General features: G+C 42.8%; 10 protein-coding genes. 2 read left to right on the forward strand and 8 right to left on the reverse strand.

All coding sequences use genetic code 11. The features are described 5' to 3' along the window. Positions 1 to 39: 39 nt before the first annotated feature. The 5 genes from ilvA to ilvG form a co-directional block, all read right to left on the reverse strand. Positions 40 to 1,581, reverse strand: a complete 1,542-nt coding sequence (ilvA, locus tag CKV69_RS09005; protein WP_005718461.1) for a threonine ammonia-lyase, biosynthetic — start codon at positions 1,579 to 1,581, stop codon at positions 40 to 42. A 109-nt stretch (positions 1,582 to 1,690) separates the two neighbouring features. After that, the gene (gene ilvD / locus CKV69_RS09010) at positions 1,691 to 3,526 is read right to left on the reverse strand and encodes a dihydroxy-acid dehydratase (RefSeq protein WP_015702611.1); all 1,836 of its coding nucleotides are present in this window, start codon (positions 3,524 to 3,526) and stop codon (positions 1,691 to 1,693) included. Positions 3,527 to 3,785: 259 nt separating this feature from the next. Beyond that, a complete protein-coding gene (locus CKV69_RS09015) occupies positions 3,786 to 4,478 on the reverse strand; it encodes an aspartate/glutamate racemase family protein (protein ID WP_005752168.1) in 693 nt (230 codons plus the stop codon). Positions 4,479 to 4,496: 18 nt separating this feature from the next. Then, positions 4,497 to 4,727: an acetolactate synthase 2 small subunit gene (gene ilvM, locus CKV69_RS09020; protein ID WP_005718478.1), complete on the reverse strand. Its 231-nt coding sequence runs from the start codon at positions 4,725 to 4,727 to the stop codon at positions 4,497 to 4,499. Between the two features lie 37 nt (positions 4,728 to 4,764). After that, positions 4,765 to 6,414: an acetolactate synthase 2 catalytic subunit gene (gene ilvG / locus CKV69_RS09025; RefSeq protein WP_015702612.1), complete on the reverse strand. Its 1,650-nt coding sequence runs from the start codon at positions 6,412 to 6,414 to the stop codon at positions 4,765 to 4,767. A gap of 359 nt (positions 6,415 to 6,773) precedes the next feature. On the opposite strand from ilvG, the gene CKV69_RS09030 reads away from it, so the two are divergent. Together CKV69_RS09030 and crcB are read left to right on the forward strand one after the other, a co-directional pair. Next, positions 6,774 to 7,592: a Cof-type HAD-IIB family hydrolase gene (locus tag CKV69_RS09030; RefSeq protein WP_005755234.1), complete on the forward strand. Its 819-nt coding sequence runs from the start codon at positions 6,774 to 6,776 to the stop codon at positions 7,590 to 7,592. 33 nt (positions 7,593 to 7,625) lie between these two features. Next, positions 7,626 to 8,012 (forward strand): fluoride efflux transporter CrcB, encoded by a 387-nt coding sequence (crcB, locus tag CKV69_RS09035; protein WP_005724493.1) that lies wholly within the window; start codon positions 7,626 to 7,628, stop codon positions 8,010 to 8,012. Here crcB and CKV69_RS09040 read toward each other — a convergent pair. The 3 genes from CKV69_RS09040 to tkt form a co-directional block, all read right to left on the reverse strand. Continuing rightward, entirely contained in the window at positions 7,990 to 8,943 is a 954-nt protein-coding gene (locus CKV69_RS09040; RefSeq protein ID WP_005718501.1) for an alpha/beta fold hydrolase, read from the reverse strand. The two genes, crcB and CKV69_RS09040, sit on opposite strands and share 23 nt — an antisense overlap. A 141-nt stretch (positions 8,944 to 9,084) precedes the next feature. Then, entirely contained in the window at positions 9,085 to 10,194 is a 1,110-nt protein-coding gene (asd, locus tag CKV69_RS09045) for an aspartate-semialdehyde dehydrogenase (RefSeq protein ID WP_005752172.1), read from the reverse strand. 331 nt (positions 10,195 to 10,525) lie between these two features. Beyond that, positions 10,526 to 12,532 (reverse strand): transketolase, encoded by a 2,007-nt coding sequence (gene tkt / locus CKV69_RS09050; protein WP_016570008.1) that lies wholly within the window; start codon positions 12,530 to 12,532, stop codon positions 10,526 to 10,528. Positions 12,533 to 12,644: the final 112 nt, after the last annotated feature.

The raw sequence follows: 12,644 nt of genomic DNA on the forward strand, positions 1-12,644 counted from the left end.
TAAAAAGTGCGGTCAAAATAACCGCACTTTTTTCTTGGGTTACACTAAGAAATAACGATAGGCAGGGCTTTCTGTGACATCTTGATAGACATAACCCAGTTTTTCCAAATGCTGATTAAAGGCATCGAGATCTTCATCATTTAATTGGAAGCCGGCAAGCACGTTACCATAGTCTGCCCCGTGCGCACGATAATGGAACACGGAAATATTCCAATGTGTTTGCCCCAAAGTTTCGAGAAATTTTAATAAGGCGCCTTTTTGTTCTGGGAATTCAAAACTGTATAAACGCTCTTTTAAGGGACTGTTTGAACGTCCGCCAATCATATAGCGTACATGCGTTTTGGCGATATCATCATTAGACAAATCAATTAAATCATAACCATTTTGTTGTAGTTGATTGATGATCGTTTGTTTTTCTTCTTGCCCTGTAATGCGTACCCCCACGAAAATACAAGCTTGTTTGTCGTCGGCATAACGGTATTTAAATTCAGTAACAGGGACATGACCCAAAATATGGCAGAATTTTAAGAAACTCCCTGGTTGTTCAGGAATGGTCACGGCTAAAAGGGCTTCGTGCTGTTCACCAATTTCACAACGCTCTGACACATAACGTAAGGTATGGAAATTTAAATTGGCACCAGATAATACATTCACCAAGGTTTCACCTTGAATATTGTGCTCTTTCACGTATTTTTTTAAACCAGCAAGCGATAATGCCCCCGACGGTTCAGCAATGGCGCGCACATTCTCAAAAATATCTTTGACCGCAGCGCAGATTTCATCACCATCTACTAACACTACATCATCAATATATTGCTGACAAACGCGGAAAGTCTCATCGCCAATACGTTTCACTGCGACCCCGTCAGCAAATAAGCCAACGCGATCTAAATCAATGGGCTTACCTGCTTTGAGAGCACGATACAAGCACGCGGAATCTTTCGACTCAACCCCAATTACTTTGATTTCGGGCATTAATTGTTTAATTAATACAGCAATGCCTGCGGCTAAGCCACCACCACCAACAGGGACAAAAATGCGGTCGATTTGGCTGTTTTGTTGTAACAATTCCATGGCAATCGAGCCTTGCCCTGCAATCACCGCGGGGTGATCAAAAGGCGGAATGAATGTCATATTTTTGCTTTCCGCCAATTCAATCGCTTTGGCTTTGGCTTCATCGAAATTGGCGCCATGTAATAGCACTTCACCACCAAATCCACGCACGGCATCGACTTTGATACTTGGGGTGTTTTGTGGCATCACGATTAAGGCACGCAAGCCAAGATGTTTGGCAGACAGCGCCACGCCTTGTGCATGGTTTCCCGCTGAGGCGGCAATCACGCCCGAGGCTTTTTGTTCGGCACTTAAGCCAGCAATCATGGCATACGCACCACGCAGTTTGAAACTGTGTACGGGTTGGCGATCTTCACGTTTGATAAACACTTTATTACCTAAACGTTCAGACAGTTTTGCCATGTCTTGAAGCGGAGTTACTTGCGCCACGTCATAGACTTTAGAACTCAACACGGCTTTGAGGTATTCTGCACCTGTTGGGTGAGCTGAATGGAGGTTATTGACCATAGAGGTTGTCCGTTATTTTTTTAAATTTTCTTGTTTCAGCAAGAAAAACATCGTAATCAATTTATCAATGAGAAAACGGTGGGCAAGCTTACCCACCCGACTTAAAGATTTAAATTTTGGTTTTATCTCTCACTGCGCCTTTATCTGCCGAGGTCGCAAAATGACCATATACTTTCAATGCAAAGGACACTTCACGTTGGCGGTTTACAGGTTGCCAACCCAGTTTGTCTTGTTCTGCTCGGCGCTGAGCGAGTTCTTCTTCCGTGACACATAATTGAATGGATCGATTTGGAATATCAATTTCAATCTTATCACCGTCTTTTACTAAGCCAATTAATCCACCCGCAGCGGCTTCTGGTGAGCAATGCCCAATAGATAACCCCGATGTCCCGCCGGAGAAACGTCCGTCTGTTAATAAGGCACAGGCTTTACCTAAGCCCATGGATTTTAAATAACTGGTGGGATACAGCATTTCTTGCATACCCGGTCCGCCTTTTGGTCCTTCGTAGCGAATCACCACTACATGCCCCGCTTGGACCTTTCCTCCTAAAATACCGGCTACGGCATCTTCTTGGCTTTCAAACACAATGGCATCGCCAGTGAATTTTAAAATACTGTCATCTACTCCAGCGGTTTTCACAATACAACCGTCCATCGCTAAGTTGCCTGATAACATGGCAAGCCCGCCATCTTGGCTATAGGCAAATGTTTTACTACGAATACAGCCATTTTCACGATCATCATCCACCGTATCCCAACGGCAATCTTGTGAAAAAGCTTCGGTCGTACGAATCCCCGCAGGGCCTGCACGGAAGAATTTGTGTATGGCTTCGTCTTTAGTGAGCACAATGTCATATTTGGCAATTTGCTCAGCGAGACTCATGCCTAGTACTGTGCGAGTATCGTTATGTAATAAATTGGCACGATCTAATTCCCCTAAAATCGCCATAATACCTCCCGCACGGTGTACATCTTCCATGTGGTATTTTTGCGTATTAGGTGCCACTTTACTTAAACAAGGCACTTGACGTGATAGGCGATCAATATCAGCCATGGTGAAATCCACTTCCGCTTCTTGTGCCGCGGCTAATAAATGCAAAACGGTATTGGTTGACCCGCCCATGGCAATATCTAAGCTCATGGCATTTTCAAAGGCCTTTTTGTTGGCGATAGAACGAGGTAAGACGCTGTCATCTTCTTGTTCATAATAACGTTTGCACAATTCGACCACTTGTTTACCCGCATCAAGGAACAGTTGTTTACGATCTGCGTGGGTTGCAAGGCAGGATCCGTTGCCCGGCAGACTTAAGCCAAGGGCTTCCGTTAAGCAGTTCATTGAATTTGCGGTAAACATACCCGAGCAAGAGCCACAGGTTGGACAAGCAGAGCGTTCGATCTGGGCACTGTCTTCGTCTGATACATTTGGGTTGGCACCTTGGATCATGGCATCTACTAAATCCAGTTTGATGATTTTATCAGACAGTTTCGTTTTGCCTGCTTCCATCGGTCCGCCCGAGACAAACACACAAGGAATATTCAAGCGTAACGCCGCCATGAGCATCCCCGGGGTGATTTTGTCGCAGTTAGAAATACACACCATGGCATCGGCACAGTGTGCGTTGACCATATATTCCACACTATCGGCAATTAAATCACGACTTGGTAAAGAATAGAGCATCCCACCATGCCCCATGGCAATCCCATCATCCACCGCAATGGTATTAAACTCTTTCGCCACACCACCGGCTTTTTCAATTTCACGGGCGACAAGTTGTCCCATGTCTTTTAAATGCACATGACCGGGCACAAATTGCGTAAAGGAGTTGACGACGGCAATAATCGGTTTACCAAAGTCGTTTTCTTTCATTCCCGTGGCACGCCACAAGGCACGGGCACCCGCCATATTACGACCCTGTGTACTGGTCGCTGAACGTAATTTAGGCATAATCTCTCCAAGTACAGTAAGTAGGTATGATGGCTCATCTTTTTGTAACAATGAGCCAATTTGTCTGTTGTATGTTAATGGTTATCTTTAAGCGTTTTTATGCGCTTAATGACCTCAAATAAAGGGCTAAAATCGTTAAATCCTAAAAGGCACGAACAAAATCAATATTCCACCAATATTGACTAAGTATTAATAGAAAATGTGTATCACTTTCTCTATAGGCGCAACGATGTGTCCTCTTTGCTCGGTTGATCAGAAATTATTCCGTCAGAATAAATTCAGCTGCAGCCTGTGCATGTAATGTTGTTGTATCGAAAAATGGCAGTGTTGCGTCTTGTTGATTAATCAATAAGCCAATTTCGGTACAACCTAAAATCACACCTTGGGCACCTTGTTTGGCTAAGTCATTAATGACATCAAGATAAAATTGTTTCGATTCAGGTTTGATTTGTCCGACACAAAGTTCTGTAAAAATAATACGATGAATTTCTTGTTGCTGTTTCTGGTTTGGCACAAGAGGCGTAATACCATGATGCAGTAAAAGATCACGATAGAACGGATCTTGCATTGTAAATTGCGTGCCTAATAACGCGACTTGCGTCAAATTTTTTATTTTAATGGCTTTTGCTGTGGCATCAATAATATGGAGAAAAGGCACATCAATTACGTCAATAATTTGTGGTGCAACTTTGTGCATAGTATTGGTGGCTAATAAAATCCCTTCGGCACCTATTTGCGTCAATTTTTTTGCCGCAGTGGCTAGTATTTCCCCCGCCTTATGCCATTCACCTTGTTTCTGTAAACATACAATTTGTTCAAATTCCACATTAACCATCACTAATGGTGCGCTGTGATTTCCACTTTTGGCTTGGTTAATTAACTGGTTGATTAAGCGGTAATAAGTCACTGTGCTTTCAGGCGACATACCGCCGATAATACCGAGAGTTTTCATGCTCGTCCTCTTATATTTTTATGCACGTACTTGATGAATAGCTAACACATCGTACACTTTACTTAATTGATTCGTCAGTAAAGCGAAAGCGCGGTCACTTTTCACGGTAAAATCAATGTTGGCTTGTTCGCCTTGTGCGGTCATATTCATCGCGACGACATAAAAACCACGATGACGAATCACACGTAAAATACGTTCTAGGGTTTCAGGACGTTGATTAACGTCGAGGGTGAATTGATAGGTTTGCATAATCTTTCCTTAAAATTTCGTCAAAACAGACCGCACTTTACATTTGTTCAACCATATCAAGGTTGCAGGCATTCGGTGGTACCAATGGCCAAACGTTTTCATTACTTGAAATACACACATGTAAGAAATAGGCTTCTTTGCTCGCTAATAAACGATCGAGTGCACCTTCCACTTCTTCTCCTTTGGTGATGCGTTCGCCTTGAATACCGAATGCAGCGGCAAGCATCACGAAATCGGGATTGTCATCTAAAATCGTATTACTAAATCTGGCGTTGAAGAACAGCTCTTGCCACTGACGAACCATGCCTAAACGTTGATTGTCTAACAACACAATTTTCACCGGTGTTTTTCCGCGTTTGAAGGTGCCTAATTCTTGAATGTTCATCATGATAGAGCCATCGCCAGAAATTAAGATCACCTCATCGTCAGGACGGGCTTTTTTCGCGCCAATTGCTGCTGGCAAACCAAAGCCCATGGTGCCGTAACCGGCTGAGGTAATGTAGTTTTCAGGAGCATAATGTTGCATATGCTGGGCTGACCACATTTGATGCTGTCCAACATCAGTAGTAATCACCGCACTTTGTGGTTTCTTCTTTGATAATGAATTCAGCAACCATAACGGATTAATAAAGGTATCCCCTTGGTTTGTCGAGTAACAAAAATCGTGTGTTTGCTTGAGTTGTTTGATATGTGCTTGCCACTCAGCAATGTTCAACGGGACGCTTAGGGCATTGAAAGCCTGAACAATATCCCCACACAATGCCACATCTGGACGACGTAATTTCCCGATTTCAGCCATATCAATATCAGCATGGATCACTTTGGCATGGGGGGCAAACGTATCCAGCTTACCTGTTACACGATCATCAAAGCGTGCACCAAATGCCAATAATAAATCACATTCTTGCACCGCATAGTTTGCGGCTTTGGTGCCGTGCATACCAATCATGCCCATATAATAAGGATTATCCGGGTGAACTGAACCTAAACCTTTTAGGGTGGACACACTTGGCATTTGCGTTACTGCAAGAAACTCACGCAACGCTGGTACGGCTTGCGCCATACCTACACCGCCCCCGACATACAGCACGGGGCGTTTTGCTTGTTTGAGTAATGCAAGTGTATCTGTTAAATGCGCTTGTGAAAGTGCGGTGGGTTTTGCCACAGAATAGGTGAACGGCGTGACATCGGTTGGGGCAATTTGGATATCTTTTGGAATATCGATCAAAACTGGACCCGGACGCCCACTGGCAGCAATTTCAAAGGCTTTAGCAATCACGTCTGGCAATTCTTCGATGCTTTGCACTAAAAAGCTGTGTTTGGTACAAGCAAGAGATAAACCGAGCACATCTGCTTCTTGGAACGCATCTGTACCGATCAAGGGAGAAGCCACTTGCCCAGTGATCGCAACAACCGGAATCGAATCCATTAAGGCATCCCCTAAGCCGGTGATCAAGTTTGCTGCACCCGGACCAGAAGTGGCAATACACACGCCAACTTTGCCACTTGAACGCGCATAGCCAATGGCTGCCATCGCTGCACCTTGCTCATTACGACACAATAAATGTTCTATGCCCGCATCATACAGCGCATCATAAACTGGCATAATCGCCCCACCGGGATAGCCAAAAACGGTGGTTACGCCATGTGTTTTCAAACTCTCGGTTACTAATCTTGCCCCATTCATCTTTATCACCCTTGCATAATTGGTAAGTAAAAAAAACCCTCATCTGCTATCAGACGAGGGTTAAATTTGATCTTCTTTGTTTATTGACAGTCAAACATTAACGCGCTCGCCCCGCAGTGATAATAATCACCACGAGGTTAATAATAATGCTAAGTACAGGGCGTAATGCCATAACGTCAATTCCAAATCGTTGAGTATGTTGTTGTGTGTTTTATATTCATATCATATTTTTTTTTCAGCGCAAACTTTTTTTTTACAAAATGTTAAAAAATATGAAAACGTTTTCGTTATGTGTTTTTCCAGAATGCCAACTCAGGTTATGGTATGATAGGCAAAACAGTTAGACAGTAGGATGGTATATGTCATTTTTTCCTTTCCGTGCCATTGTTTCCGATTTAGATGGCACCTTATTAAATGCTCACCATATGATCGGTGACTTTACGATTCAAACATTACAACAGCTTGCTGCCAAAGGGATCGATATTATGTTGGCAACGGGGCGTAACCACACGGATTTGTTACCAATTTTAAAAAAAGTGAATATTGAAAAGGCGGTGATGATTACGTCCAATGGCGCAAGAGCACAGGATTTACAAGGCAATTTGTTAGTGCGTGATTATTTACCTGAACAAATTGCTTTTGACATTATGAATTTGGATTTTGATCGCCAACGTGTGTGTGTCAGTGCGTATCAAGGGGATGACTGGTTTATTAATATTGATGTGCCACAACTGCGTAAATATCATCAAGATTCAGGCTTTATGTATGAGGTGGTGGATTTTGCACAGCACCATGGTCGTGAAACAGAGAAAGTCTTTTTTATCGGACGTGAACCGCAAGATCTTATCGGCTTAGAGCAACACTTACAAGCTAACTATGCGGATACCACCAGTATTACTTATTCCACGCCGGTGTGTTTAGAAATAATGAATAAAAATGTCTCAAAAGCGAGTGCACTTGAAAAAGTGTTAGCCGATCGGGATTATGACTTACAACATTGCTTGGCTTTTGGTGATGGGATGAACGATGTGCAAATGCTCAGTCGCGTTGGTAAAGGTTGTGTAATGGGCAATGCCGATCCTCGATTAAAAGAGGCGTGCCCACATCTCGAAGTAATTGGTATGAATGCACAAGAATCAGTAGCAAATTATATTCGTACTATATTTGATATTGAATGAGTACCCCTTTGCCACATAGCTGGGAGTCGAAGTGTGATAAGTGTCGGACAACAAATCATATTCATTAGCAGCGGTGCTGCACTGGGCGCGTTGTCACGTTGGGGATTGGGGTTATTACTGAATCCGCTTTTTAGCGCATTTTCATTAGGTACACTGGTAGCAAATTATCTTGGTTGTTTGATTATTGGTGTATTTTTAGCGTTTTTTTGGCAATATCCACAATGTTCTGCTGAATGGCGTTTATTTTTTGTGACAGGCTTTTTAGGGAGTTTGACTACGTTTTCCACCTTTTCCGCTGAAGTGATTGAAAACCTGATACAACAGAAATGGCTCGCAGGTCTTATGCTTGCTTCAGGTCACCTATTAGGTTGTCTGTTGTTTACTGCCTTAGGCGTGTTTATTTGGCGCTATTGGCAGTAAAAAATTGGCTAATTTTCTTGAGTGCCTCGGAGCGGATAAGATCACGCTCAAATAAAATTTCGTGTTTACTTTGCGCAATTTGTGTTAACTCTCCTCGTGGTAAAAGTGCGGTGAGTTTGCGCAGATTTTTATTTTCCACAATCTTTTCTTTCTCCGATTGTAGAATCAGCACAGGAATCTCAATACGCGGCAAAATAGTCGGTAATTTTTTAATGGCACTAAAACATAAATGCACCCAACGGAAGGTCGGTCCCCCTAAATGAATATGCGGATACCGACGATTAATTCGATTCATCCAGCGCATACGAGTTCGACAACAACTTAAATCATTATTATCCAAATCCGCCGGTTGATAACGTCCTTTGCCAAACACATAGCGTGAACCCTGACCTAATAACATCATTAGATTAATAATGAGCTCATCTCGGAAAGAATGTTTGAGAGGAATGCCATAAAATGGCGCAGAAAAGACCGCACTTTTCACCTGATGATCGTAATTGGCAAGGTAATAAGTACTAATCAATGCACCTAAGGAATGGGCGAGAATATGTTGATTTTCATAAGGATAAAGTGCGCTGATTTTCGCTAATAAAATTGCCATATCGTCCGCATAAAAACGAAACTCATCAATATAACCTTTCTCATGATCTGGCAATAAACGCTGTGAATAGCCTTGCCCACGATGATCAAATACCAAAACGTCGTAGCCTTGTTGATAGAAATCATAAGCCAGTTCAGTCCATTTCAATAAGTTTTCTGCACGTCCATTGACTAAAATCACCAAATTACGCTGTACGGGATTGTCTTGTACAAAATGCCGATAGGTAATACGTACCCCTTTTTTCCCTTGTACGTCTTGCAACGGAAATTGTGCTGCAAAAGGATGTAATTCAGCCAAGGCAAAGTGAGTAAAATGGGGTTCACGGATCATAGCACTTACCAATTATTGAGAGTGGAGAGAGCATTATTCTAGCATAAAATCGGTTTACCGACTATGTGCCAGGCAGTTAGGATGAGGCGTAGAAAGGAAAAAAGCAGGCGTGTTGCCTGCTCTTTATGATAGGAAAGGGGATTACGCCACAAGTTGTTTTAAAATACGGCGAAGTGGCTCAGCGGCACCCCAGAGTAATTGGTCGCCCACTGTGAACGCGGCTAAATATTCCGGTCCCATTTTGAGTTTACGTAAACGACCAACGGGCACAGATAAAGTCCCTGTCACTTTGGTTGGCGTCAGTTCACGTAAGGTCACGTCTTTTTCATTTGGGATCACTTTCACCCATTCATTGTGACTTGCAAGAATTTGTTCAATTTCTTCAAGTGGTAAATCTTTTTTCATTTTGATGGTGAAAGCTTGGCTGTGGCAACGCAATGCACCGATACGCACACATAAACCATCAACAGGAATTGGACTGTCGTCTAAGCCAAGAATTTTATTGGTTTCCGCATAGCCTTTCCATTCTTCTTTGGTTTGACCATCTTCCCAGAGTTTATCAATCCACGGAATTAAGCTCCCTGCCAGTGGTGCACCAAAGTTTTCAATCGGTAAATCACCGCGCATTTTTGCTGTTACTTTACGTTCAATGTCTAAAATGGAGGAGGCTGGATTATCTAAATCCACTTTCACGCTGTCTTCAAGTTGACCCATTTGTACCAATAATTCGCGCATGTTTTTCGCACCCGCACCACTTGCTGCTTGGTATGTTGCTACAGACACCCATTCTACTAAATCACGTTCAAATAAACCGCCTAACGCCATTAACATTAAACTCACAGTACAGTTACCGCCAACGTAGGTTTTAATGCCATTTTTTAAGCCTTCGCTGATGACATTTTGGTTCACTGGATCAAGCACGATAATCGCGTCTTTTTCCATGCGTAATGCGGACGCGGCATCAATCCAATATCCCTTCCAACCTGCTGCACGTAATTTCGGATACACCTCGTTGGTATAATCACCACCTTGACAGGTCACGATAATGTCTAATTTTTGTAATTCAGCGATATCAAAAGCATCTTTCAGCTCACCCGCTTGCTTGCCACCAAATACGGGGGCGTTTTGACCCGCTTGTGATGTGGTAAAAAACACAGGATTGATATTGGCAAAGTCATTTTCTTCTTGCATACGATCCATCAAGACGGACCCCACCATCCCACGCCAACCGATAAAACCAACGTTTTGCATAAAATTTTCCTTATCTAAAAATATGAATGATATTGTGTTTGAATAAAGCTAATTAATTACAAGATCGTTTCAATAAATGCAAGCCTTTTTATCTATAAAATAATCAAAGTTAATGATTTTTTGCTTTTTGTAAATAGCGCATTGATTTTTTTGAAGGATATTTAGTAAAAGTCGGGTAAACATCGTATTGCATACAATCAATGGATTTTTTGGGATGTTTTGTTTCTGCACCTGTCAGGGATGAGCGCTATCTTTAGTTGGATACACATATAAAAAATCTGCACATTAAACTATGTTAATGTGCAGATTGTGTGTTGAGCTAAAAGACAGATTAGAGAATTTCTTTGGCTTTCGCGACCACGTTTTCAACGGTGAAACCAAAGAGTTTGAACAATTGGTCAGCTGGTGCGGATTCACCAAAACTGTTCATCCCCACAACACGTCCCTCAAAGCCCACATATTTGTACCAGAAGTCCGCAATACCCGCTTCAATCGCAACACGTTTTGTTATGTGGCTTGGTAACACGCTTTCACGGTAAGCCGCATCTTGTTTATCAAACACATTGGTGCTCGGCATAGAGACAACACGCACTTTTACCCCTTCTGCATCTAAAACATCCGCTGCTTTCATCGCCAATTCCACCTCAGAACCGGTCGCAATCAAGATTAAATCTGGGCAAGTTTGGTTTTCACAGCAGTGACGTAATACATAACCACCACGTGCCACATTGGCTAACTGCTCAGCAGTGCGGTCCATTTGCGCAAGATTTTGACGAGTAAAAATTAACGCACTAGGTCCCTCTTTACGTTCCACCGCCGCTTTCCACGCCACCGCCGATTCCACTTGGTCACATGGACGCCATGTTTCCAAATTTGGAATTAAACGTAAAGCAGACGTTTGTTCAACCGGTTGGTGAGTTGGACCGTCTTCACCAAGCCCAATAGAGTCGTGGGTGTAAACAAATAATGAACGTTGTTTCATTAATGCCGCCATACGCACCGCATTGTGTGCATATTCCATAAACATCAAGAAAGTGGCACCATAAGGAATGAAACCACCATGTAACGCAATACCATTCATAATCGCCGACATACCAAACTCACGCACACCGTAGTTGATGTAGTTACCATCGGCATTTTCTACTGCACGGATTGGTTTGGAACCTGACCAGAGGGTTAAGTTTGAGCTGGCTAAATCCGCTGACCCACCTAAAAACTCCGGTAATAATTTAGCATAGGCTTCAATTGCATTTTGTGACGCTTTACGGCTGGCAATGCTCGCCGGATTCGCTTGTAAATGTTCAATAAAGGCTTGTGATTCTGCCGCCCAGTTTGCCGGTAGCTCCGCATTCACACGACGGGTAAATTCCGCCGCTAATTCTGGGTAAGCTTTGGCATAAGCTGCCAATTTTTCTTCCCACGCTTTTTCAGCAACTTGACCTTTTTCTTTCGCATCCCACTGTGCATAAATCTCCGCAGGAATTTCAAACGGGGCATGCTCCCATTTTAAGAATTCACGTGCTGCCGCAATTTCATCATCACCTAATGGAGCACCATGACAATCGTGTGAGTTGGCTTTATTCGGTGAACCATAACCGATAATGGTTTTACAAATAATGAGCGTTGGTTTGGTTGTCTCCGCTTGGGCTTGTTTCACCGCCTCAAGAATTTGTTCTGGATTATGACCATCTACCGCAGGAATCACATGCCAACCATAGGCCTCAAACCGTTTTTGCGTATCATCAGTGAACCAACCGTCCACATGACCATCAATTGAGATATTGTTGTCGTCATAGAAGGCAATTAGTTTACCTAACCCTAGAGTACCCGCTAAAGAACAAGCTTCATGAGAAATCCCTTCCATTAAACAACCATCGCCTAAGAACACATAGGTGTGGTGGTCAACAATTTCATGACCTGGACGGTTAAATTGATGGGCAAGGGTTTTCTCCGCAATCGCAAAACCCACTGCGTTCGTAATCCCTTGACCTAATGGTCCTGTTGTGGTTTCAACACCCGGCGCATAACCATATTCTGGGTGTCCCGGTGTTTTGGAATGTAATTGACGGAATTGTTTTAAATCTTCAATAGAAAGGTCATAACCACTTAAATGTAATAAACTGTAAATCAGCATTGAACCATGACCATTGGATAAAATGAAACGGTCGCGATCGGCCCAGTGTGGATTGCTTGGGTTATGTTTTAAAAAGTCACGCCATAAGACTTCTGCAATATCTGCCATCCCCATCGGTGCACCTGGATGCCCTGATTTTGCTTTTTGCACTGCATCCATACTTAAAAAACGAATGGCATTTGCCAGTTCTCTACGTGTTGCCATAGTGATTACTCCTAAGTAATTAAGACTCAAATTTGAGCAGTATTTTACGCTATTTTACTGCTAAAGGATAATGAATTTCTTGCTTGTCTATGAGGCTTGAAGATTCATTTTC

Origin of the sequence: Pasteurella multocida, assembly GCF_900187275.1 — a bacterium.
GTDB classification, from domain to species: Bacteria; Pseudomonadota; Gammaproteobacteria; order Enterobacterales; family Pasteurellaceae; genus Pasteurella; species Pasteurella multocida.